General features: G+C 68.1%; 24 protein-coding genes. 10 read left to right on the top strand and 14 right to left on the bottom strand.

Features of this window, described 5'->3' with window-relative positions:
- The 4 genes from RT2_RS23755 to RT2_RS23740 form a co-directional block, all read right to left on the bottom strand.
- Window positions 1-351, bottom strand: a complete 351-nt coding sequence (locus RT2_RS23755; RefSeq protein WP_072847275.1) for a hypothetical protein — start codon at window positions 349-351, stop codon at window positions 1-3.
- A gap of 103 nt (window positions 352-454) precedes the next feature.
- Window positions 455-2,389 (bottom strand): molecular chaperone HtpG, encoded by a 1,935-nt coding sequence (htpG, locus tag RT2_RS23750; protein ID WP_255312567.1) that lies wholly within the window; start codon window positions 2,387-2,389, stop codon window positions 455-457.
- 370 nt (window positions 2,390-2,759) lie between these two features.
- Window positions 2,760-3,350, bottom strand: a complete 591-nt coding sequence (locus RT2_RS23745; RefSeq protein WP_072847273.1) for a methyltransferase family protein — start codon at window positions 3,348-3,350, stop codon at window positions 2,760-2,762.
- Window positions 3,351-3,398: 48 nt separating this feature from the next.
- On the bottom strand, window positions 3,399-4,745 hold the full coding sequence (locus RT2_RS23740; protein WP_072847272.1) for a wax ester/triacylglycerol synthase domain-containing protein: 1,347 nt from the start codon (window positions 4,743-4,745) through the stop codon (window positions 3,399-3,401).
- A 103-nt stretch (window positions 4,746-4,848) separates the two neighbouring features.
- On the opposite strand from RT2_RS23740, the gene RT2_RS23735 reads away from it, so the two are divergent.
- Window positions 4,849-5,442, top strand: coding sequence for a hypothetical protein (locus tag RT2_RS23735; RefSeq protein WP_139191323.1), 594 nt, complete (start codon window positions 4,849-4,851; stop codon window positions 5,440-5,442).
- A gap of 14 nt (window positions 5,443-5,456) precedes the next feature.
- Here RT2_RS23735 and RT2_RS23730 read toward each other — a convergent pair whose 3' ends face one another.
- The gene (locus RT2_RS23730) at window positions 5,457-5,924 is read right to left on the bottom strand and encodes an SRPBCC family protein (RefSeq protein WP_072847270.1); all 468 of its coding nucleotides are present in this window, start codon (window positions 5,922-5,924) and stop codon (window positions 5,457-5,459) included.
- Window positions 5,925-5,988: 64 nt separating this feature from the next.
- Window positions 5,989-6,201 carry a DUF4287 domain-containing protein gene (locus RT2_RS23725; protein ID WP_072847269.1) on the bottom strand — a complete coding sequence of 71 codons (213 nt, stop codon included), beginning with the start codon at window positions 6,199-6,201 and terminating at the stop codon, window positions 5,989-5,991.
- Window positions 6,202-6,342: 141 nt separating this feature from the next.
- Between RT2_RS23725 and RT2_RS23720 the strand changes: the two genes are divergently transcribed.
- From RT2_RS23720 to RT2_RS23705, 4 genes are all read left to right on the top strand, one after another.
- A complete protein-coding gene (locus tag RT2_RS23720; RefSeq protein ID WP_072847268.1) occupies window positions 6,343-7,212 on the top strand; it encodes an alpha/beta hydrolase family protein in 870 nt (289 codons plus the stop codon).
- 246 nt (window positions 7,213-7,458) lie between these two features.
- Window positions 7,459-8,559 (top strand): glycerophosphodiester phosphodiesterase family protein, encoded by a 1,101-nt coding sequence (locus RT2_RS23715; protein WP_072847267.1) that lies wholly within the window; start codon window positions 7,459-7,461, stop codon window positions 8,557-8,559.
- A gap of 254 nt (window positions 8,560-8,813) precedes the next feature.
- On the top strand, window positions 8,814-9,998 hold the full coding sequence (locus RT2_RS23710; RefSeq protein WP_072847266.1) for a GmrSD restriction endonuclease domain-containing protein: 1,185 nt from the start codon (window positions 8,814-8,816) through the stop codon (window positions 9,996-9,998).
- A 107-nt stretch (window positions 9,999-10,105) separates the two neighbouring features.
- Complete coding sequence (locus RT2_RS23705; protein WP_072847265.1) at window positions 10,106-10,897, top strand: phosphatidylethanolamine N-methyltransferase family domain-containing protein; 792 nt, start codon at window positions 10,106-10,108, stop codon at window positions 10,895-10,897.
- A gap of 139 nt (window positions 10,898-11,036) precedes the next feature.
- Here RT2_RS23705 and RT2_RS23700 read toward each other — a convergent pair whose 3' ends face one another.
- The 7 genes from RT2_RS23700 to RT2_RS23670 all read right to left on the bottom strand — a co-directional run bounded on the left by RT2_RS23700 (window position 11,037) and on the right by RT2_RS23670 (window position 17,195).
- Window positions 11,037-11,543 (bottom strand): MaoC family dehydratase, encoded by a 507-nt coding sequence (locus RT2_RS23700; protein WP_083577581.1) that lies wholly within the window; start codon window positions 11,541-11,543, stop codon window positions 11,037-11,039.
- Window positions 11,540-12,310 (bottom strand): SDR family NAD(P)-dependent oxidoreductase, encoded by a 771-nt coding sequence (locus tag RT2_RS23695; protein ID WP_072847264.1) that lies wholly within the window; start codon window positions 12,308-12,310, stop codon window positions 11,540-11,542. Before RT2_RS23695 ends, RT2_RS23700 begins: the two co-directional genes overlap by 4 nt.
- A gap of 2 nt (window positions 12,311-12,312) precedes the next feature.
- The gene (locus tag RT2_RS23690; protein ID WP_072847263.1) at window positions 12,313-13,524 is read right to left on the bottom strand and encodes an acetyl-CoA C-acetyltransferase; all 1,212 of its coding nucleotides are present in this window, start codon (window positions 13,522-13,524) and stop codon (window positions 12,313-12,315) included.
- 156 nt (window positions 13,525-13,680) lie between these two features.
- A complete protein-coding gene (locus RT2_RS23685; RefSeq protein ID WP_072847262.1) occupies window positions 13,681-14,373 on the bottom strand; it encodes an HAD family hydrolase in 693 nt (230 codons plus the stop codon).
- Between the two features lie 2 nt (window positions 14,374-14,375).
- On the bottom strand, window positions 14,376-15,134 hold the full coding sequence (locus RT2_RS23680; protein ID WP_072847261.1) for an SDR family oxidoreductase: 759 nt from the start codon (window positions 15,132-15,134) through the stop codon (window positions 14,376-14,378).
- 136 nt (window positions 15,135-15,270) lie between these two features.
- The gene (locus RT2_RS23675) at window positions 15,271-16,266 is read right to left on the bottom strand and encodes an NADP-dependent oxidoreductase (RefSeq protein WP_072847260.1); all 996 of its coding nucleotides are present in this window, start codon (window positions 16,264-16,266) and stop codon (window positions 15,271-15,273) included.
- Entirely contained in the window at window positions 16,263-17,195 is a 933-nt protein-coding gene (locus tag RT2_RS23670) for an amidohydrolase family protein (protein WP_072847259.1), read from the bottom strand. The genes RT2_RS23675 and RT2_RS23670 overlap by 4 nt, the downstream gene beginning before the upstream one ends.
- 126 nt (window positions 17,196-17,321) lie before the next feature.
- Here RT2_RS23670 and RT2_RS23665 point away from each other — a divergent pair, with 126 nt between their 5' ends.
- From RT2_RS23665 to RT2_RS23645, 5 genes are all read left to right on the top strand, one after another.
- Window positions 17,322-18,314 (top strand): zinc-binding dehydrogenase, encoded by a 993-nt coding sequence (locus RT2_RS23665; RefSeq protein WP_072847258.1) that lies wholly within the window; start codon window positions 17,322-17,324, stop codon window positions 18,312-18,314.
- Window positions 18,311-18,763 (top strand): hypothetical protein, encoded by a 453-nt coding sequence (locus tag RT2_RS23660; protein ID WP_072847257.1) that lies wholly within the window; start codon window positions 18,311-18,313, stop codon window positions 18,761-18,763. The genes RT2_RS23665 and RT2_RS23660 overlap by 4 nt, the downstream gene beginning before the upstream one ends.
- On the top strand, window positions 18,760-19,149 hold the full coding sequence (locus RT2_RS23655; protein WP_072847256.1) for a hypothetical protein: 390 nt from the start codon (window positions 18,760-18,762) through the stop codon (window positions 19,147-19,149). Before RT2_RS23660 ends, RT2_RS23655 begins: the two co-directional genes overlap by 4 nt.
- Window positions 19,146-20,789, top strand: a complete 1,644-nt coding sequence (locus tag RT2_RS23650; RefSeq protein WP_092776479.1) for a 3-(methylthio)propionyl-CoA ligase — start codon at window positions 19,146-19,148, stop codon at window positions 20,787-20,789. Before RT2_RS23655 ends, RT2_RS23650 begins: the two co-directional genes overlap by 4 nt.
- Before the next feature lie 285 nt (window positions 20,790-21,074).
- Window positions 21,075-21,563, top strand: coding sequence for an acetyltransferase (locus RT2_RS23645; RefSeq protein WP_072847255.1), 489 nt, complete (start codon window positions 21,075-21,077; stop codon window positions 21,561-21,563).
- Between the two features lie 451 nt (window positions 21,564-22,014).
- Here RT2_RS23645 and RT2_RS23635 read toward each other — a convergent pair whose 3' ends face one another.
- Window positions 22,015-23,073, bottom strand: coding sequence for a YeiH family protein (locus RT2_RS23635; protein WP_083577580.1), 1,059 nt, complete (start codon window positions 23,071-23,073; stop codon window positions 22,015-22,017).
- Between the last annotated feature and the right edge of the window lie 413 nt (window positions 23,074-23,486).

Here is a 23,486-nt window from a genome sequence, read left to right as displayed (position 1 = left end):
CTAGGTCCAGAGCGCCGCGACCAGGACGGTCGCCACGGACAGCCCGCCGACCGCGTGCACGAGATTCGGGTTGGGCTGGCCCTTGTTCTGCCGGGCCCGGGTGATCTCCGCGAGGGCGACGATCACCAGCGAGAGCACCAGCTTGACGGCGATCTTGGCGTGGATGTAGTTCTTGTCCAACGCGCCCTCGCCGAGGCCGACGATGATCAGCCCGGTCACGAACTGGGCGCGGGCGCCCCACACCATCACCTCGGAGACCCGGGGCGCGTTCAGCACGGCAAAGTAGCCACCGACCAGCGCCGCCATACCGAGCAGGTGGCACACGACGAAGATGTTGTACACGACAGTCATGCCCGCACCCTATCGGGTGGACGAAATCCGCCCTCCCCGATCTGGTGCGATCGGGGAGGGCGGATGTTCGTGTCGGCGGGTGAGTTTCGGCCACCCGGTTCGACTACACGGTGCCGGCGAGCCGGTTCGCGAGCAGCGTGGTGAAGCGGGCCGGGTCGTCGAGCTCCCCGCCCTCAGCGAGCAGCGCCATGCCGTAGACGAGCTCGGCGGTGTCCGCCAGGCCCGGGTCCTCGGCACGGTCGGCGTGCGCCGCGCGCATCGCGGTCACCAGCGGGTGCGTCGGGTTCAGCTCGAGGATGCGCCGTGACGGCGGGACCGGCTGTCCGGACGCCCGGTACATCCGCTCGAGGGTCGGCGACATGCTGAAGGCGTCCCCGACCAGGCAGGCCGGGGAGGAGGTCAGCCGGCTGGACAGGCGCACCTTCGTGACCTGTTCACCGAGGGACTCCGTCATCCAGTCGAGCAGTCCGGCGAAGTCCTTCTCCTGCGCCTCACGCTCGGACTCGTTGGCCTTCTTGTCGTCCTCGCTGTCGAGATCGACCTCGCCCTTGGCGATCGACTGGAACGTCTTGCCCTCGAACTCCGGGACAGACCCGACCCACATCTCGTCGACGGGGTCGGTGAGCAGCAGCACCTCGAGCCCCTTCGCGCGGAACGCCTCCATGTGGGGGGAGCTCTCGAGCAGCTGCCGCGACTCGCCGGTCGCGTAGTAGATCTGCTCCTGGCCGTCCTTCATCCGCGTGACGTACTCGGCGAGGGAGGTCGACTCCTCCTCGCTGTGGGTCGAAGCGAACGACGAGATCTCCAGCAGCGCATCGCGATTGTCGGTGTCGGAGAGCAGTCCTTCCTTGACCGCGCGGCCGAACTCCGCCCAGAAGGTGCGGTACTCGTCGGGGCGCTGCGCCTTCATGTCCTTGACGGTGGCGAGCACCTTCTTGGTGAGCCGGCGACGGATCGCGCGGATCTGCCGGTCCTGCTGCAGGATCTCGCGGGACACGTTCAGGGACAGGTCCTGCGCGTCCACCACGCCCTTGACGAACCGCAGGTACTCCGGCATCAGCTGGTCGCAGTCGTCCATGATGAACACGCGCTTGACGTAGAGCTGCACGCCGGTCCGGCCGTCGCGGTTGAACAGGTCGAACGGCGCGTGCGACGGAATGAACAGCAGCGCCTGGTACTCGAAGGTGCCCTCCGCCTTCATCGGGATGATCTCCAGCGGCTCGTCCCAGGCGTGGGCGATGTGCCGGTAGAACTCCTTGTACTCGTCGTCGGAGACCTCGTCGCGCGAGCGCGCCCACAGCGCCTTCATCGAGTTGATCGTCTCGGCCTCGACCGTGACCTGCTCGGCCTCGCCGTCCTCGGTCGCCGGTGTGCGCCGCTCGACGTCCATCCGGATCGGCCAGGCAATGAAGTCGGAGTAGCGCTTGACGAGTTCCCGGATCTTCCGCTCCGACGTGTAGTCGTGCAGGTGGTCCTCGGTGTCCTCGGGCTTGAGGTGCAGCGTCACGGCGCTGCCCTGCGGCGCGTCCTCGACCGTCTCGATCGTGTAGGTGCCCTCGCCGGTGGACTCCCAGCGCGTCGCCTGGCTCTCGCCGGCCCGGCGCGTCAGCAGGGTGACCTTGTCGGCGACCATGAACGTCGAGTAGAAGCCGATGCCGAACTGACCGATCAACTCCTCCGAGGCCGCGGCGTCCTTCGCCTCGCGCAGCTTGCGGCGCAGCTCCCCGGTGCCGGAGCGGGCCAGCGTGCCGATCAGGTCCACCACCTCGTCCCGGGACATGCCGATGCCGTTGTCCCGGATGGTGAGGGTGCGCGCCTGCTGGTCCACCTCGATCTCGATGTGCAGGTCCGACGTGTCCACGTCGAGGTCCTTGTCACGGAAGGCCTCGAGCCGCAGCTTGTCCAACGCGTCCGAGGCGTTGGAGACCAACTCCCGCAGGAAGGAGTCCTTGTTCGAGTAGACCGAGTGGATCATCAGGTCCAGCAGCTGGCGGGTCTCCGCCTGGAACTCCAGCTGCTCGCGTTCTCCGGTGTGCACGTTCAATCCGATTCCCTTCGACAGCAGAACCTCTGCGCCAGATTTGTCGACGGAATGATACGCCGCACCTCACGGCCGTTCGGGTGGTCCCCGAACACGGGCGAGGCCCGGAGGAGCGATTGCTCCGCCGGGCCTCTTCCGTGGGATTCGGCGGCTTGCTACGGACCGACAGCCAACAGTGTTGCCAGGTGGGTGGCCGCGTCGGCCCCGAGGAAGGGAAGAAGTGCGTCGAAAATGATCGTGGACATCTGTTGACTCCGTTCGAAGACTCGTCGAGTCGTCACGTTCTGACCGGAAACCCGCGTACTGGTAGCAGGGTATCGGCGGTGGGGCCGCTCCGCCACCGATTCTCTCAACCCGCCATCGGCTCCTAGAAGACGAAGGGAATCAGCCGCTTGGTCCGTCGCATGTACTCCCGGTACGGATCGCCGAGGCCATCCGCGAGCACCCGCTCCTCGTACGGGATCCGGACGGCGTAACCGAGCACCAGGCCACCCACCGCCAGCGGGGACAGCCAGTTCGTGTACGCGATCGTGAACCCGAATGCGCAGATCAGCGCGCCGGTGTACGACGGGTGCCGGATCCGGCGGTAGAGCCCGGTGTCGACCACCCGCTGCCCCGCCTTGGTCTGCACCCCGAAGGTGAACGACGCGCCCAGCTCGTGCACGGCGCGCAGTCGCAGCCCCTGTCCGGCGACCGCGATCGTCAGGCCGGCGACGAACACCCAGCCGGCGCCCGTCGTGATCACCGTGGCGGGCACCAGCAGGCTGACCGCGAGGCCACCCAGGTACGCCACCAGCAACCCCAGACCGACCGCCAGCCCGCTGCCCCGGTCACGGCTCTCGGGCGCGCGATGGCGACGGCCGATCCAGATCTCCGAGGACACCAGGGCCACCCCGGCCAGGGCGAGCACCGCGCCCGCCGCCGGGTGCGAGGCGAAGTACGGCTCCGCCGACGTCATCGCCGGAACCGCACAACTGCGGGACGAGCGTCGCCACACTTCATGCCCCTAGACGATAGGTTCTCCGCGCCGGTTCGGCGCCGACACTGCGTCGCGCACCTCGTCGACCGCCTGGTGGAGCAGTCGCTCGTACTCGTCGACGTCGTCGAGGACGGCGGGGCTGGTGGCGACGCCGATGGTGACGGTGTCACCGATGCCGTGCACCCCGTGGGTCAGGCCCATGAACTGCGAGAGCGCCGGGAAGCCGGAGGTGAACCGGACGGCGCCGCCACCGAGGCGCAGGTCCGCGGGGCCGCGGTCGACGCTCGAGACCACGGTGTCGCCGGTGACGGCGTCGGGGACGGCCGTGAAGTCGAACTGCTCGACGCCCCACCGCACCAGCGGTCCGGGGACCCCGCGCAGCGCACGGTCGGCAGCCGCGGCGGCCGGGTGCTCGCCCCGCACCCGTGCTCGTGCCAGCGACGCGGCGATCGCGGCGGCGCGCTCCCGCAGGTCCGCAGTCTCCGGGTGCAGGTCCACCGCGACATTGCGGAAGTGGTTGCGGGCCAAGGCTGCGCCGGGCTTGGCCACGGTCACCTCGGCGACCAGCCCGTCCGCCCTCCCCCGCGCCTGCAGGTAGCGGGTGAGCGCCAGCGAGATCGCGGTCATCGCACCCACCGTCACGGTGACGCCGTCGCCCCGCAGGTCCGCGGCGTTGCGGACCACCGTCCGGATCTGCCGCCGTTCGTCGGGCCGGGCGTTCGTGAGGCCCTTGGGACGGCTCGGCGGCGACGGCGGGATGCTGCCGTCCGCGGTGCCGCGCTCCAGGTCCTGGTGGGTGCGGTGCGCCCGCGGCGCGGCCGCGGCCAGTTCGGCCAGTTGCATCGGCAGCCGGGCCACCGCCCGCACCAGCGCCGACGCCGGTCGCCACGGCGCGGGCCGGGCACCGGACCCGGTGGGGTGCGGGCCGAACAGTTCGCGGGCCAGCCCCGAGGCGCGTCGGCCGTCCGCCAGTGCGTGTGCCACCTGCAGCACCGCCACCGCGGCCGCCCCGTCGCCCCCTGGCGCGCCCTCGGCGACTCCGAAAAGGTGCAGCCGCCAGGGTGTCTCACGTGGGTCGAGCCGGCCGGTGAGCAACTCCTCGACCGCCGACCGGCATCCCGCCCAGTCCGTCGCGGTCTCGTGCAGCACCACCTGGCTGCCGTCGATCTCCCCCGGAACCCAGTACGGGTAGTCCGCGTGGAACGGCACCTCGCGGACGCGCAGTCGCAGGTCCGCGACGGCGCCTGCCCGTGCGAGCAGCTCGATCCGGACCGCGTCCAGGCCGCGCTCCGGGGCGTCGAAGCAGTACAGCAGGAACTGGTCGGTGGGAATCTTCCGCGAGATCCAATAGGTCTGGGCGTCAGGGGGACTCATCCGCGGCACCGCCGGAAGATATCACCGACCGCCGACGCCGGCGCGGCCGCCGTGGCAGGCTCTGGCGGGACCCGGCACCCGCCAGGCGAGGGAGGTTCGGTCGATGCGATTCCCGTGGCGCTTGCCGGCGGCAGGCGCGGTGACCGTGCTGCTCGCGACGGGCCTCGGTGTCGCCGCTCCCGGCACCGCCTGCGCATGCTCATGTGCGTCATTCACCACGCCGGAGGAGGCGGTGAGCCACGCCTCGGGGGTGTTCGTGGCCCGTGCCACCGACGTGGCATCCGGCGGGTTCACCGACACGTACCAGTTCGCGGTCTCGGAGGTGTTCAAGGGCGACGTCGGGCCGACGACCACGGTCGGCACCCTGTCGGACGGCAACGGCTGCGGAACCGGTTTCGAGGTCGGCCGGGAGTACCTGCTGTTCGTGTCCCGGCCGTACGACGTGAGCGCGGCCTGGGAGGCGTACTCCTGCGGGCCGTACACCGGGACCCCGTTCGACGTGCGGGCGGCGACCGAGCGGGTCTACGGCGCGGCCCGTGCGCCGTCAGCGGACGGGCCGGTCCACCGGATCACCCCGTGGACGCGGATGACCGCCGCCGTCCCGCTGCCGTTGCTGGCAGTGGGCGCGGCGGCGGCCGTTGGGCTGTCCTGGTGGGTCGTCTCGGCGATGCGCAGGCGGCGCCGGGCCACCGACTGACGGTTACTTGCCGGTCAGCGCGCCTCGGCCACCGCCGCGAGCTGCGCCAGCCCCTTCTCGAAGTCCTTGCCCACCATCTTGTCCATGCTGAAGGCGAACCCGAACAGCCTGAAGAACCAGTTCTTCCGGCCGGTCATCTGCCAGCGGACCGTGGTGCCCGTTTCCGTCGGCTCGAGCAGGAAGGTGGTGACGTTCTCGGCCTTGAACGGCTTGAGGAATGTCAGGTCCAGCTTCACCTTCCGCCCGGGCACAGATTCGGTGACGGTCATCGACCCCGACCCCGCCTTCTTGTTGCCCTGCCAGGCGTAGGACGCGCCGACCCCACTGTCAGGCCCGGTGTACGTGCGCGTCATGTCGGGGTCGAGGCCCTCCCACGGCGACCACGCGGTCCAGTGGTGGAAGTCGTCGATCAGCGCGTGCAGGGTCGCCGGATCCGCTGCGATGTCGGCGGATCGTTCGACGAGGAAGGTCTCGGCTGCCATGGGCGTCTCCTGTTTCTGCGTGCGGGGTCTCGGGCCCCTGGTTGGTCGCCGGATGCCTCGACGGTCAGCCGGCGGCATCCTCCTTCAGGGTGTGCGCGACGAGGGCGTTCGCGTGTCCGTGGCCCATCCCGTGTTCGGCCTTCAGCCACGCGACGAGTTCCATGTGCCCGCTCAGCTCCGAGGCACGGATCATCGACTTCCACTCACTGATCGGCCGGCCGTACTTCTTCTCGATCGACGGGAAGTAGGAGGCCGGACCCTGCACTGGCTCAGTCATGTTCGCCGACGCTACCGCCCGGGTCCGACATGCGCCCACTCTCGGCCGGCGCCCGGAGCCCCCCGTGTGCCACGCCGAATTGCCAGGGTCCTCTCAGTCACTCCTGTCCGGATTCTTACCCGCGACGAGCAGCATGGCCGCATGAAGCAGGTAACCGTCCTCGCCGTCGGCGGCACCGGGGAGTCCCACCCGGACGACCGCCGCACCGAGGTGACGGGCCTGCTGCGCGAGGTCACCGCCGCGCTGGACGCTCGCTTCGAGTCGCGGTGGGTCGGCTACCCGGCGTCGTACGGCCCGGTCGCGGCGGGCGGGCTGAGTTTCCGGCGCAGCACCGAGGTCGGCGTCCGGCGGGTGCTCGACGCACTCGAGGGCGCCGACGGGCCGGTCATGCTGATCGGGTACTCGCAGGGCTGCAGCGTCATCCGCGAGGTGCTGGGACACATTGCGGACGGTCGCGTCCGCTGCGATGTCGTCGCCGCGGGCCTGATCTCCGATCCGCAACAGCCCGAGGGCGCGGTGCCGGGGTGCCACGGCCGCGGTGTCGCCGGGGCTGGACCCGCCGTACCGGAATCGGTTCCGGTCCTGTGGATCGGACACCCGGAGGACATGATCTGCAACGCCAGCGACGACAGCCTCGTCCGCGACATCGCCGACCTCACCCGCTGGATGTCGTTGCGGGACCTGCGCACCTGGCTCGCGAAGACATGGGAACTGATCCGTCGCAACAGCTTCCAGAACGCCACCAAGACCCGCGTGAGCGTCCGGCAGTGGCGCACCGACCTGCGGCGCCTGCGCACCGCGATGCTCGAGGTGCTGGGCTACCTACCCCCGCACCTGACCTGGCGCGGCATCCGGGTGGCCAACCCACGGGGCGGTAGGCACGTCGCGTACGCCACCGAGCCGCTGGACGCGAGAGGACTGTCCGGATGCGAGGTGCTGGCGCAGTGGATCCAGGTCCAGGCCACGTTCGGACGGCGCCCGACCGGCCGGGCATCGCTCCGCGCTGCTTGAGCGCGGCGGGCCGGGGCAACAAAAAAACGCCCCCGTCGCTCGACCCGAGTGCGTGAACACCGGGAGCGACGGAGGCGTCGCTGCATTCCCCTACCAAAGAGCCTGCAAACTCACTGTAGCCGAACGGGTTCGGCATGCCTGCGGCAGGCCGGCGCCACGCCCCGACGCACGAAGACTACCCGGGCATTACCTTTCGTTTGCCTAAAGAATTCCTTCCGGCCATTCCACCCCCCTACCTTTCGCGGCATGGAACTCCGCCGAATCCTGTCCGCCCTCGCCATCGCCGCCACCGTCCCACTGGCCGCCGTCGCGGCCCCCGCCACGGCCACCGCCGCCGCCGGCAGCCTCGACTGGCTCGGATCACTCGGAAGCAGTGCTCCCCAGCACGGCCCGGAATTCGACGTCCAGGCGCACCGCGGCGGGCTCGGGCTCTACACCGAGAGCAGCATCCCCGCCTTCTCCAACGCACTCGAAATGGGTGTGAGCACGCTGGAACTGGACACCCAGATCACCGAGGACGGAATCGCCGTCGTCACCCACGACCGCAAGATCTCCAACAAGAAGTGCCAGGACACCGCCCCTGCCACACCGGACGACCCGGAGTTTCCGTACGTCGGCAAGTTCGTGAAGAACCTGACGCTGGCACAGGTCAAGACCATGGACTGCGGGTCGTTGAAGCTCGCCGAGCACCCCGCCCAGCAGACGGTCCCGGGCGCGAAGATGCAGACCCTCACCGAGGTCCTCGATCTCGTGAAGTCCTACGACGCACCGGGCGTCAAGCTCAACGTCGAGACCAAGGTGGAGGCCGGCGCGCCCTCCGAGACCGCGCCGCGTGAGCAGTTCGTCCGCGTCGTCCTCGACACGATTCGCGCGGCCGGTCTGCTCGACAGCATCACGATCCAGAGCTTCGACTGGGGCGCACTCATGCTCACCCGTGAACTGGCGCCGTCCGTGCCGCTGGTTGCGCTGACCAACGGCGACTTCCTGCAGGTCGGCAAGGACGGGGCGTCGCCGTGGCTCGGCGGCCTCGACATCGACGACTTCGGCGGTGACGCGATCGCAGCCATCGACACCTTCGGCGCGTCCGCCTACTCGCCCGTGCAGGGCACCCCGCAGTCCGGCACCGTCGCGGACCCCGGCTTCGCCCTGTACCCGACGAAGACGATGGTCGACGCCGCCCACGCCCGCGACATCAAGGTGATCCCCTGGACCGTCGACGACCCGGCAACCATGAACGCCCTGATCGACCTGGGCGTCGACGGCATCATCACCGACTACCCGGACCGCCTGCGGACCGTGCTCACCGAGCGCCACATCGCGGTGCCCGCACCGGCAACCAAGAAGTAGCCACCGACTCCCGAGTGCCCCCGCCGACGCGATCGGCGGGGGCACTCGCCGTCCGCGCACCACGAACGGATGAATCAGTCCCGGTTACCGCCCGATCGGTCCGAAATGCCTGATACGGATAGGAACACACCCTGATTCCCGCCATCCCCAGCCCGAAACGAAAGGCCCTACTCGTGGCGCCCTCCCGGCGCCGTCACACACCCAAGGCGTCGGTCACCTGTCCCCGGCGCCTGCCCTGATGAAGGAACGCCGCCGTGTACCGCCCACCTGTATCGCCGCCGGACTCCGCCCCGAGCGCCAAGCCCACCCGGAACATCCTCCCCTGGATCGCAGGCGCGGTCGGTGTGGCGGCGGTGGTCGGGTTCTTCCTGCCCGACGCACCATCCCCGTCGTCGACGACGGCCGCCACGACCGCGACCATGACCGCGGCGCCCACCACGACGCGGACCACCGCGACGACTCCCACACCGACGGAGAAGCCCCTCGCCGCCCCGGCCGTGGCCCTGAGCGCGGAGACCTCCGACGCCGCGACCGGCGCGCTGGCCACGCTCGGCACCCTGCCGGTCAAGGGTCGCGCCCCGAAGACGGGCTACGACCGTGCCCTGTTCGGGCAGGCCTGGTCCGACGACGTGACCGTCGACGGTGGCCACAACGGCTGCGACACCCGCAACGACATCCTGCGACGCGACCTGACCGCCGTCGCGCTCAAACCCGGCTCCAACGGCTGCACCGTACTGACCGGCACCCTTGCCGACGTCTACACCGGGACTACCGTCGACTTCACCCGCGGCCAGGACACGTCGCGGGCAGTGGAGATCGATCATGTGGTGGCACTGTCGGATTCGTGGCAGAAGGGTGCCCAGCAACTCGACGAACCGACTCGCCGCAACTTCGCGAACGACCCGCGGAACCTGCAGGCGGTCGACGGCCCGACCAACCAGCGCAAGAGCGACGGCGACGCCGCCACCTGGCTGCCACCGAACAAGGCGTACCGCTGCACGTACGTCGCCCGACAGGTCGAGGTGAAGGCCGCGTACGGCCTGTGGGTCACCGAGGCCGAGCGAGACGCGATCGCGCGGGTGCTCGGGGACTGCGGCGCGGCGCCGGCGCGAGTGGTCCCGGCAGCCGCCGACGAGCGGTCCGACGAAAAGGACCGCACGGCGGCACCGGCGCCGCGGACGGCACCCGAGCCGGTGCGCGAGCGAGTTCCCGCACCCCCGGCACCCGCCCCTCGCCAACAGGTGCCGGCACCCGCCCCGCCCGCCGTCGCGCCCGCGCCCGTCCCGCTGGTCGCCCCGCCGGAGTCGGCGCCCCGCGCGTCGGTGTCGTACGCCAACTGCAGCGCGGTCCGCGCCGCGGGCGCGGCCCCGATCCACGCCGGCGATCCCGGCTACAGCAGCAAGCTCGACCGGGACGGCGACGGGGTTGCCTGCGAGTAGACCCGAACTCGCCGCAGCGGACCCGCCACTCGTGATAGAACACGTTCTAATTGTGTGCGGCGGTCATCGTGCGGCGCACGACGACGACACGCCACCGAAGGACCTCGATGCACTGGTACACCGGGAACACCGCCTACGACACCGTCCTGACGATCGCATTCGCGTTCGCGGCATTCGTCATCGTCGGCGGTCTCTTCGCGCAGAGTTCGTACGGCCGATTCTCTTCGACCACACTGGGATTCAATCTCAACCCGAAGCTGGGCTGGTGGTTGATGGAGATCCCCGCGACGGTGGTCTTCGCGGTCTTCTACCTCTCGGGACCGAACCGTTTCGAACCCACGTCGCTGGTGCTTGCCGCGATCTGGCTGCTGCACTACGCCAACCGCGGTTGGTTCTTCCCGCTGTCCATCCGGCAGGTTCCGGGCAAACGCAGCACGTTCAACGTGTCGGTCATCGTCATGGGCATGCTGGTGACCTGCATGCACGGCTACCTCAACGGCGCCTTCTTCAGCCACGACTACCTCGGCCAGTACGGGACCGAGTGGCTCACGGACCCGCGCTTCCTGATCGGCGTCGTGATCTACCTCGGCGGGTTCGCCCTGCTGGTGAACTCTGAGTCCATCGTGCGCAACCTGCGCGACAAGGCGAACCCGGGTGCCACCGAGTACAAGGTTCCCTACGGCGGCGGGTTCCGGTTCGTCACCAGCCCCGCCTATCTCGGCGAGCTGATCGCGTGGGCCGGCTTCGCACTGCTGACCTGGTCGCTGGCGGGAGTCGTCATCTTCCTGATCACCGCGGGCAACCTGATCCCCCGAGCCGTCGCCACCCACAAGTGGTACCGGGAGAAGTTCGCCGACTACCCGGACGACCGGAAGGCGCTCGTGCCGTACCTGGTCTGAGATGACAGGTGAGGTCCACCGCACTTCGCCGGAGACGAGCAGTGGGTCGGATTCGCGCACCCGGCGGACACCCTCATCGCGAATCCGACCCACCACGATCGTGACAGCCCGTCGCCGACGGGCTGAATGAACAAACGGCCTAGGCCAGGAAGCGGGCCAACGTCTCTGCAATGCAGACCGGCTTGGCCGCGCCCTCGCATTCGACAGTCACCTTCAGCAGGACCTGGACTCCCCCGGGCACCTCGTCGACGGCAGTCAGCTTCCCGTGAGCCCGGACCCGCGCGCCGGCGGGGACGGGCGCGGGGAAGCGCACCCGGTCGAGTCCGTAGTTCACGGCCGCCGTCACGTTCTCGACGCGGATGATGTCCTCCAGGAACCGGGACAGCAGCGAAAGCGTCAGGTACCCGTGGCCGATCGTTCCGCCGAACGGGCCCTCGGCCGCCCGCACCGGATCGGTGTGGATCCACTGCCGGTCCTCGGTGCATTCGGCGAAGGTGTCGATCCGATCCTGCGTCACGCTGACCCAGTCACTGGTTCCGAGATCGGTGCCGGCTGCCGTTCGCAGTTCGTCGAGGGAGCCGAAGGTGGTCCCCCCCGTGATGGTCCGCCCCCTCTTGGTCAGCTCCGTCACGGTCCCCTCTGTCATATGGAGACTCCACCGTCCACGGGAAGCACGACGCCGGTGATGTACCCGGCCTCGATCGAGGCGAGGAACGCCACGGCGGCGGCCATCTCGCGCGGGTCGGCGAACCGGCCCATCGGGACCTGCGAGTTCAACTCGGCCCTCTTGTCGTCCGGGATGGAGGCGATCATGCGGGTCTCGGCGTTCGGGGAGATCGCGTTGACGGTGACGCCGAATCGGGCGAGTTCCTTGGCCGCGGTCTTGGTGAAACCGATGATCCCGGCCTTGGCCATCGCGTAGTTGGACTGACCGGGGTTGCCGCGCAGACCTGTGTACGAGGTGACGTTGACGATGCGGCCGTACCCGCGGTCACGGAAGTGCGGCACGCACGCCCGGGTGAACCGGAAGGTTCCGCCGGCGTGGACGGCCATCACCTGCTCGTAGTCGTCGTCGCTGAGCTTCCACAGCACCCGGTCGCGGAGAATGCCGGCGTTGTTGACGAGCACGTCGATCCGGCCGGTCTCGCCGACCACCTTGTCGACAACCGCCTGAACCGACGCGCTGTCGCTGACGTCGGCCACCGCCGAGCGGCACCCCACGTCCGCCACGGCCTCCACCAGGGCGTCACCGTCGAAGTCGACGAGGTACACCACGGCACCGGCCTCGTGGAAGAAGCGACCCAGCTCCAAGCCGATGCCGCGCGCGCCACCGGTGACGATCACGGACTGCCCCGCGAAGTCGAAGGACAGGCTCGATGCGCTCTGCCGCTGTTCCACAATGGTTTCCGTCATGATCAGTTCAGCCTTTCGAAGATGATTGCCATGCCCTGGCCGCCGCCGATGCACATGGTCTCGAGACCGAACTGCCGGTCCCGTTCCTGGAGCGAGTGCAACAGGGTGGTTGTGATCCGGGCGCCGGTGGCCCCGAAGGGGTGCCCGAGCGCGATCCCGCCGCCGTTGACGTTGAGCTTGTCGATGTCGATGCCGAGCTCGCGGTAGGAGGGGATCACCTGCGCGGCGAACGCCTCGTTGATCTCGACGAGGTCGATGTCGGAGATCGACAGACCGGCCTTCGCCAGCGCCCGCCGCGACGCCTCGACCGGTCCGAGACCCATGATCTCCGGCGACAGCCCGCTGACCGCGGTGGAGACGACCCGCGCCAGCGGGGTCAGTCCCAGCTCGGCGGCGCGGCGGTCGCTCATGATGACCAGTGCGGCGGCGCCGTCGTTGAGGGGGCACGCGTTGCCGGCCGTGACGGTGCCGGACTCGCGGAACACGGTCCGCAGCGTCGACAGCTTCTCGACGGTGGTCCCGGCGCGGGGTCCGTCGTCGGCCCGCACGACGGTCCCGTCCGGCAACACGACCGGCGTGATCTCCCGGTCGAAGAACCCGTCCGCGATCGCCTTCTCGGCCAACTGCTGTGAGCGCGCGGCGAACTCGTCCTGCTCGGCCCGGCTGATCCCGCGCAGCGTCGCAACGTTCTCCGCCGTCTGCCCCATCGAGACGTAGATGTCGGGAAGTGCACCCTCGGCCCGCGGATCGGACCAGGCCCGGTTGGTCGCGGCGAGCTCCGCCGTCCGTACCTGAGCCTGCGCGAAGAACGGATTCTGGAACTGCTCCTCGCCGACGCCCACGCCGTACCGCGAGACGCACTCGACACCGGCCGAGACGAACACGTCACCGTCACCGGCCTTGATCGCGTTCACCGCCATCCGCGTGGTCTGCACGCTCGACGCACATGCGCGGTTCACCGTGGCGCCGGGGACAGCGTCCATGCCCAGCTGAACCGCGACACGCCTGGCGATGTTCTCGCCGTGCTCGCCGCTGTGCTCCCAACCACCCAGGTACAGGTCCTCGACAGAGTTCGGGTCGAGCGCCGGCACCAGGTCCAACGCCGCCCGAACCATCTGCGCTGCAAGATCGTCCGGCCGCATCCCGGTCAACGACCCCTTGCCCGCTCGGCCGATCGGCGAGCGCGCGGTCGCGACGATGACTGCTTCGGTCATGATTCGTAACTCCCGTTCCGCCGGCAGCAGCCGGCACAGGTCACAGCGCCATCGCGCGTGATGACTTCCTTCGGTCCTTCGTGGACCAGGTCGAACCGGTCCCCGCCCGCCGCCTCGGCGTTCATCCGAGCGAGCGGGCGGTGACTCCAGTTCCTTCTACTTCAAACCTTGTTCGCCGACGAGACCGTCGATCCACTGGGAGAGCGCGGCGCGGGTGGATTCGACATCTCGGTGGTGCACCGCGCGGAGGCCGAACTGCGAGGCCGCCACGGTGTTGACGTCCGCATCGTCGACGAATGCAACCTTCTCGCTCGGCAACTCGAGCAGGTTCAGCACATGCTCGAAGGCGTCCCGGTCGGGCTTACGCATCCCGATCTCCCCCGAGATGACCACCGGGGAGAACAGGGCGTCGATCTGTGCGCGGGGGTAGGTGTTTCCCCAACTGTTGGACAGCAGGGCCACGCGGACACCGAGTGCTCTCAGGTCGGCCACGAGTGCGAACATCTCGGAGTCGAGTCGCATCTCGGCGAACATCCCGGCGAGCAACCCGGCGGACTCGACGGGTCCGTCGTCACGGGAGCGGAGTTCCGCCGCCAGCAACGAGTCGAACTCGGGGATGCTGATGTGGCCCTTCTCCAACCGGTGAATCGGGGTGCCGTCGGGGGCATCGCGGGACATCCACGACTTCAGCACCCGCGAGAACGAGTCGGGATCGATCCGATCCCGGTCCATCCATGCGCGAAGGGAATCGCCCACCGGCGTGGTCAGGACTCCGCCGTAGTCGAACACGACGGCTTCGACGGACCCCGTGTCCGGCCGGGTCAGCGAGCCGGCGGCCTGCGAGTCCATACCTACTCGGCCCCGCCGACGAGCGTGAGTCCGCCGTCGACCACCATCGTCTGCCCGGTGATCCACGACGCGTCGTGGGACAGCAGGAAGGCGACGGCACCGGCGATGTCGCTCGGGTCGCCGAGTCGCTTGAGCGGGTACACCGCGCTCACCGCGTCCTCCCGCCCCTCGTACAGGGCGGAGGCGAACTTCGTCTTGACCACGGCCGGAGCGACCGCGTTGACCCGGATGCCGGGCCCGTTCTCCACCGCGAGTTGCGAAGTGAGGTGCGTGAGCAAAGCTTTCGTGGCTCCGTAGAAGCCGATCCCCGGCGACGTCTGCAGGCCGGCCACCGAGGTGACGTTGACGACGGATCCGCCGTGTTCACCCATCCAGGCGCTGTGCGCCTTCTGGATCCACGACAGCGTCGCCAGGCAGTTCACTTCCACGATCTTGCGGGCGGCAGCCAGGTCGAGGTCCATCAATGTCCCGTACACGGGGTTGATGCCGGTGTTGTTCACCAGGAAGTCGAGGCTCCCGAAGTTGTCGACGGCGCGCTGCACCGCCTCGCTCTGGTGATCGGCGTCGTCGCTGCTCCCGGCAACCGCGATGGCGTTCCGCGGACCGCCCAGCGCCGTGACGGCGTCCCCGAGAGATTCCGCATTACGGGCGGTGACAACAACTTTCGCGCCCTCGTCGACCAGGCGTTGGGCAATTCCCAAACCGATGCCCCGGCTCGCGCCGGTGACGATCGCAACCCGGCCCTCCAGTCGCTTACTCAATGCCTACTCCTTGATGGTCTGAAGGTGGCCCTACTGGACTGACTGCGGCACCGGCCGCTTCCCTCCCCACGAGCGGAGGAGGCTCGCCGCCCTCCTGGTCGACAGGTCCGACGACCAGGAGGGCGCGGCGTCGAACTCAGGGTTCGACGAGCTGCTTTCCGAAGTTCCCGCCGCTCAGCATGCTGATGAATGCCTTGGGCGCGTTCTCGATTCCCACAGCGACGTCTTCCTTGTACTTGATCTTGCCCTCGGCGAGCCAGCCACCCAGCTCGGAGACTGCCGCCGGCCAGTACTCGCGGTGGTCAGCGATCACGAAGGAGTACACGTTGACGCGGTGCATCAGCAGGTGCCGCAGCCCCTTGACCCCGTAGGGCTCGGTGGCGTTGTACTGACTGATGTTGCCGCACAGTGCGATACGTCCGTGATCCGCCATCCGGCCGAGAACCGCATCGAAGACCGGGCCGCCGACGTTCTCGAACAGGACGCCGACGTAGTCGGGCGTCGCTTCCGCGAGGTCCTTCTCGAAGGTCTCCGACTTGTAGTCGACGCACACGTCGAAGCCGAGTTCCTCGACCACGTACCTGCACTTCTCCGGTCCGCCGGCGATACCGACGACACGGCACCCCTTCAGCTTGGCGATCTGGCCGACCACGCCGCCGACCGCGCCGGAGGCGGCGGTCACGACGACGGTCTCGCCGGCCTGCGGCTTGGCCAGCTCCAGCAGACCGTAGTGCGCGGTGGCACCGGTCATCCCGAGGACGCTGAGCGAGGCCGAGAGCGGGCCGTTGGCCGGGTCGATGACCCGGACCACGTCCTTGGTGACCAGACCGTGGGTCCGCCAGCCCAGCGAGCACACCACGACGGAGCCAACCGGCAACTCGGGATCCTTGCTCTCGATCACCTCGGCGACCGTCGTTCCGGGCATCACGTCGCCCGGGTGCAGGTGCGGCACGTACGAGCGGATCGGATCCATCATGGGGCGCATGTAGGGATCCAGCGACAGGTACAGCACCTTGACCAGCGCCTGGCCGTCGGCCGGGACGGGCAGGTCCGAGGACTCGACGAGGAAGTCGTCGACGGTGAGGTCGCCGGCGGGGTGCCGCCGCATCTTGACCTGAATGTTCTGGGTCATCGCGCACCCGCTCCGTTCAGCAGCGCCTCGGCGTTGCGGTACATGTAGGCGTCCAGAGCGTTCTCGTCGACGTCGAGCGCGAGGGTCGCGTGCACCGACTCCTCGATCCCGGCGAACGAGTAGGCCGAGGCATAGAGGAAGCGGCTGGGCAGCCAGTTAAGGCCCTGACGGAACGCGTCGCCGCCGGCGGCGAACATGTAGACGTCCGGGGAGATGAAGACGTTGTGCACGCCGGTCGCCTCGCTCTTGAAAGCGAGGGCGATGGCCTCGTTGGCGTACGGGAAACAACCGTGGCCGAGGATGACGGGCATGCTCGGGTGGCGGCGCGCGACGCGGTCGAAGCGAACCGGGTCGGTGTGGCTGATGTCGGGGCCGGCCAGCGGGCCGGACATGAACATCAGCGGCACGCCCAGGTCGGCGACCTTCTCGTAGATCGGGAACAGGCGCTCGTCGTCGGCGTACATCGCCTCACGGGCCAGGCCCGGCTCCATGCACACGCCGGCCAGGCCGTGCTCCTTCACCGCGACGTCGAGGCCGGCGACGATCTCGTCGACCGACTTGTCGAAGTCGATGCCCGCCAGACCGATGACCCGGTTCTCGGTGCGCGTGGTCAGCTCGGCCAGGTCCGCGTCCTCGATGTGCACGGGCACGGGGCGGTTGACCGAGTGCCGGCCGTTCATCACGCCCAGGCGCACGCCCGCGGAGTCCATCTCGGCGAGCATGGCGCGCAGCGCGCGATCCTCGGCGTTGGGGAACGGGTCCGTGCTGATCGTGTAGGAGCGCGGGGTCGGCATGCCCAGGATCCGGTTCACCGCGCCCACGACCGTGGGGGTGAAGAACCCGCGGTACGGGCCCGTGGGGGGACGCAGACGGAAATCGATGATCTTGCCGTCGAGGCGGGCGAGACGCGCTGCAATCTGATCGCTCATGCCAAAGCTCCTGACTCAATGTGTGCGGGGGGGATCGACCGAAGTGGCCGTTCCTCTAGCACGATACCCGTCTTTTGTTTATTGTCGACATGAATCGCTGAATTTCTTTTCGATCGAGGAGTGCATATGAGAGCGGCCCGCATCGTCCCCAGCCCCGCCGGCGGCCGGGTCGAGGTCATCGACGTCCCCACATTGGTGCCGGGACCAGGCGATGTCCTTGTCCGCGTGAGGGCTTCGGCCCTCAACCGCGGCGAGATCCTCCAGGCGAGCAGAGTCAAGACCGGGAACCACCTGCCCATCGGAGTCGAATTCGCGGGCGAGGTCGAGGCCGTGGGGTCGGACGTCACCGCGTGGCAGGTCGGCGACCGGGTGATGGGGCACGGCAACGGCGGACAGGCCGAGTACGTGCTGGCGGCGCCGCTGAGCCTCATGGCGGTCCCGGAAGCCGCCACCTGGATCGACGCCGGCGCCTTCCCCAATGTGTTCACCACCGCGCACGACGCATTGATCACCAACGGTGAGATGCAGAGGGGGGAGGTCGTTCTCGTCAACGCCGCGTCGAGTGGCATTGGTATCGCGTCCATTCGGATCGCGCAGGCCATGGGCGCCGGCGCCGTGATTGCGACCACCCGGTCGGCAGCCAAGGCACAGCAGCTCGCGGAGCTCGGAGTCGACTGCGTGATCGACGTTTCCGCCGACGACCAGGCCGAACAGGTCATGGTGTTCACCGACGGCCGCGGCGCCGACATCGTCATCGACTCCGTCGGCGGCACTGTCTTCGAGGACAACATCCGGTCGCTGGCGGTGAAGGGGCGCCTGGTCAACATCGGCCGACTCGGATCCGACACCGCCACAATCGATCTCTCCGCCCTGTGGCTCAAGAGGCTGAAGCTGATCGGCGTGACCTTCAAGACCCGCACCGAGGAGGAGCGCCTCGCCTGCATCCAGGCATGCGCCCGAGACCTCCTGTCCCACTTTGCCGCCGGTCGGCTGCAGATTCCGATCGACCGGGTCTTCCCGATCGACGCCATCGCGGAGGCCCACGACTACATGAAGTCCGACCAGCACGTCGGCAAGATCGTGATGGCGGTCGACACCGAACTGGCGCCGGCCCGATGAGGACCGCTTCGCACCTGTCGAAGTTCGATCGGCTGTGTGCGCTGCGGGACCGGTTCGACCCGCTCGACGACTTCGAACTCTGGTACTGGACCACGCTGACCGCCGGCACGAACGCCTACAACGCCTGCCTGCATCTCGCGGGGGTCACCAGCGACGATCCCGTGTTCTCGACGATCCCCGGCGTCCACCTCGCTCAGCAGGCGGACGGCAGCTACGCGCGCATTCTCCGCGGACCGGGCGACGTCAGCCACGTCGGCTGGCCCCCGATCGAAGGGGAGATCCCCGCCGACATCCGCGAGCTCGAGGAGGTCATCGAGGCCATCGAGGAGCACCGCGATCCGTGTCTGCGCGGCGACCGCACACCGACGCAGGAGATCGTCGACAGCTGCGAGAACCACTTCGCACAGGTCCGGAAGATCCTGTTCGCCCGATCGGAGGAGCTCGGATGAAGGCCGAACGGCATCGCCAGATCGCGGAACGCATCGAACGCTCGGTCGCGCTCTGTCACGACGACGACTGGGAGATCCAGATCGAGGCCGCGATGCTGGCCGGTACCCACTGGGCGAACTATGCGCTGCACCAGCACGGGGTCGCGATGGAGGACGAGGACATCGTGCACACCTCGATGCTGGTGGTGAACACGGTGCGGAAGTACAAGATCGTCGAGGCGGACCTGATCACCGCCCTCGAGGAGATCGAGGAACTGCGTCCGCTCTACGTGCGCGGCGACGTCGACGGCGGCCCCGAGGCGGGCCGCCGCGCGCTCGACCTCCTCGGAACGATCGCCGCACAGGCCCGCAAGTCCGATGAATTCGCTCGAAGGAGGCTCTCGTGAACAGTCTGATGATGAAGCAGCCCTTGCTGGTCTCTTCGATACTCGAGCATGCGCAACGCCATCACGGCGAACAGGAGGTCGTCTCCTGCCGGACCGAGGGCGACATCCACCGCTACAGCTTCCGCGAACTCGCGGTGCGCGCACGCAAGATGGCTCAGGCGCTCGCGCGGCTCGGCGCCGATCCGGGGACGCGGGTCGGCACGCTGGCGTGGAACGGCTACCGGCACCTCGAGCTGTACTACGCGGCGTCGGGATCAGGGGCGGTGCTCCACACGCTGAACCCGCGACTGCACCCCGATCAGCTCGAGTGGATCGTGTCCGACGCGGAGGACCAGGTCATCTTCTTCGACCTGACGTTCCTGCCGCTGATCCAGGAACTGGCACCGCGGTTGCCCCAGGTGCGCCACTTCGTACTCATGTCGGACAGCAGCCACCTCCCGGACGCGCCGGGCGGGATCCTCGCCTACGAAGACCTGATCGACAACGAGTCCGGCGACTACCAGTGGCCGCTCTTCGACGAGGACACCCCCTCCTCGCTGTGCTACACCAGCGGCACCACCGGAAACCCCAAGGGCGTGCTGTACAGCCACCGTTCCACCGTGCTGCATTCCATGGCCGTCGGACTGCCCGATTCCATGGGTGTCTCCGCGAGGGACTCCGTCATGCCGGTCGTGCCGATGTTCCACGTCAACGCCTGGGGACTGCCGTACACAGCATGCATGGTCGGCGCCAAGATCGTCTTCCCCGGCGCCGCGCTCGACGGACAGTCGCTCTACGACCTGGTCGAGGCGGAGCAGGTCACCATCTCGGCGAGCGTGCCCACGGTCTGGCAGGGCCAGCTCCAGTACACCGAGTCGAGGGGCCTGCGGTTCACCAGCCTCGAACGCGCGGTCATCGGCGGAGCCGCCTGCCCGCCGGCGATGCTCCGGCAGTTGGAGGAGACGTACGGCGTCACCGTCATTCACGGCTGGGGCATGACGGAGACCAGTCCCTTCGGCACCGCGTCGGTCCTCAAGGGCAGGCACCTCGGTGCCGACGACGAGGAGCGCTACGCGAAGCAGGACAAGCAGGGGCGGTGCGTCTTCGGCATCGACCTGAAGATCGTCGACGACGGCGGAAACGAAATTGCCTGGGACGGGGCGTCTTCCGGACACCTGATGGTCCGGGGCCACTGGGTGCTCTCGCACTACTTCCACAAGGAGGACCAGGACCCGCTGGTCGACGGATGGTTCCCCACCGGTGACATCGCCACGATCGACTCGGACGGCTTCATGCAGATCACCGACCGCAGCAAGGACGTGATCAAGTCGGGCGGCGAGTGGATCAGCTCGATCGACCTCGAGAACATAGCGATGTCGCATCCCGACGTCGCCCTCGCTGCCTGCGTCGGGGTCTTCCACCCCAAGTGGGACGAACGGCCCCTGCTTGTCGCCGTGCGCGAGCCGGGGGCAACCGTTTCCGCCGCCGAGGTGCTGGCGTCCTTCGACGGCCAGGTCGCCAAGTGGTGGGTCCCCGACGACGTCGTCTTCGTCGACTCGATTCCCCTGGGGAGCACCGGAAAGATCGTGAAGGCCCCGCTGCGGGAGCAGTTCCGCGACCATCTGATCGCCGCTCCGGCACCGAGCCAGACCCTGATCTGAACCACCACCGATCCGAACCACCGAAGTTGGCGGTCGAGCAACCTGCTCGACCGCCAACTTTGTGTCGGAGGACGGTTGCTGTGTGTGCTGTCAAGCGCCGGATGATTCGAACACCCGGCCACTAGGACTTGGTGCGGGCCGACGAGGGAAGCGTCGACCCGCATCATTTGCTCGCGTGGCTTCATGGTGCTTCCGGACCGGTCGGGCGCCCTCCCGCCGAGCCTCGTTGAATCCAGGCCAAATATCGGTTGACAGCCCGCTTTCAACCGTCTGTTGTTTGTACCCATGAGCACATCTGAGGGACTCGTTCTCCGCCCGTGCGAGGGCGAGACGGAGTGGCCGGCACTCGTGCGCATCTGGCGGAGCGCCGTTGAGGCAACCCACGACTTTCTCACCCCGGAGGATGTCGACTTCTACGAGTCACGGATGCTCAGCGACTATCTCCCGGCCGTCGAACTGACGGTCGCAGAGGTCGAGGAGACGCCGGTGGCATTCTCGGGGCTGGCGGGTAACTCACTCGAGATGCTGTTCGTCGACAGTACCTGCCGCGGGCATGGTGTCGGTTCCGCGCTACTGTCGCGCGCGATCGAGCACCACCCCGATCTGCGCCTGGACGTCAACGAGCAGAACCCGCAGGCTGTCGGCTTCTACCAGCACTACGGTTTCGTCGTTGTGAGTCGATCGGCGACTGATGGAGACGGGCGCCCGTTCCCGATCCTTCACATGGGGCAGTCGGCCGTCGGGGCTGCCGGCACCCCGATCGGACTCAGCTAGAGCGTGTCTCCTGCCCCTCGAACTGTTTGAGCCAGGTACACGCCAGTAGTCCGCCCTTGTCTGTGCGCATGGGCGGACTACGCGGACAACGGCATCGCGAGGCGTTGCCCGAAGTGCGGTCACCGGATCTGGACAGCCGGCGGCGTTGTTTGTCGGCGCTGGCATCCTCGGTGCCGAAGTTTCGTTCCATCCCACCTGGGAACAGCTCATGCAGCAGGGCATGGAACTGGTTTCCGAGCCGACCGTTCTGTCTGACCAGGTCGGTCCACCGTTCGTCGAGGATCCGCAGGACATCCGGGTTCCTGTGTTGAGCCAGGCAGCGAACGGAGACCGTGGGGAGGCATAACCCTCTTGGAGTCAACCCCGGTCGGAGCCGCCCGCGCGAACAGACAAATGCCTGCCGCACATTGAGTGCGGCAGGCATTGGGCAGGTCTGGATCAGTCTTTCTTCTCAGAGGAGGAACACCCCGGCCATTGCGGTGAGCGCCACCAGGAGGGTGGACAGTGCTGCCAGGATGAATGGCTTGGAGCCGACCTTCTTGATCGTGGCCACCCGGACGCCGGCGCCCAGTCCGAACATCGCGGCGGTCAGCAGCGCGGTCTGGAGAGATCCGGCGAAGGAGAGGACACCGGCGGGAACGACTCCCGTCGACCGGAACGCCACGAACACCAGGAACACCACGACGAACAGCGGCATCAGCGGAGGCCGCTTGACCTGCGTCTGCTGACCGCCCGACCGCTTGCGGGCCATCACGCTCAGGACCACCATGACGGGCGCCAGCATGATCACGCGGGCCAACTTGACCAGCGTTGCCACGGTCAGCGCCAAGCCGCCGATGATGCCGCCGGCGGCGACCACCTGCGCAACCTCGTGGATCGATCCACCGGCCAGGAGTCCCGCGTGGAAGCCGTCGAGCCCCAGCGCGCCGGCGAGCAGCGGGACCGTGGGGATCATCAGGGTGCCGAAGATGACGACGAGGGCAACCGCGGTGAGCACCTCCTCCTCGTCCGCTTCGACAACACCGTCAGCGGCGGCGACCGCCGCCGCACCACAGATCGAGAAGCCACAGGCGATCAGGACCCGCTGGGTCCACGAGATGCCGAGCAGGTGCCCCATGAACATGGTGCCGGAGATGCCGACGACGACGATCGCCACGACCATCGCGATGACGCCCCAGCCCAGGTTCAGAATGTCGCCGAGGACGAGCTGCAGGCCCAGGAGCGAGATTCCGACACGGAGAAGCTTCTTGGAGGTGAAGGTGAGGCCGGGCGCAAGTCTCGACGGCAACGCCACCGCATTCGCGAGCACTGCGCCCGCCAGGATCGCGATCAGCAGCGGACTCAGCGTGGGGATGAAGTGCTTGATGCCCATGGCCACGGCGGCGCCGGCGGCGCACAGTGCGACACCCGGGACGAACTTTCTGATCCCGTCCAGCCGAGACCTCTCGGCAGGCGGAGTGGAAGTCACAGTTTCAGGCGATGACACATGTTGTCCCAGTTCACTTTTCATAGTTTCGACGCTACGCCGGTGATCGGGCTCACGGTAGACGTGAATTGGCATCACTACATATGCAATTGATATATGCAGTGCGAGCGAATGAGGGTCCTCACCCGAACGGAGATCGCTCCCGAAAACGCGAAAGCGCCAGCGCTGCAATGAATTTTGCAGAGCGCTGACGCATTTCGCAAGGAGCTACGGAGGGAGGGGACTTGTCGTCTCGATATGGGAATAGCCAGATGCGCCGGTACCGGCTCGGCCGCATTCTTCCGGTGAGCCGTGAGACGCGTTGACGGGTCCGAAGTTCCGGCAACGCACCCCAAGCGGCGCAACCCTTTTGGAGGGATTGCCTCCCTGACGGCGTGAGGGAACTACAGCGCCTTGAGCTCCTCGGTGACCTCCGCGACCATCTTCTTCGCATCACC

This window comes from Rhodococcus tukisamuensis NBRC 100609, from assembly GCF_001894985.1.
In the GTDB taxonomy this organism is placed as follows: domain Bacteria; phylum Actinomycetota; class Actinomycetes; order Mycobacteriales; family Mycobacteriaceae; genus Rhodococcus_G; species Rhodococcus_G tukisamuensis.
This window is presented reverse-complemented; position numbering and strand designations above follow the sequence as displayed.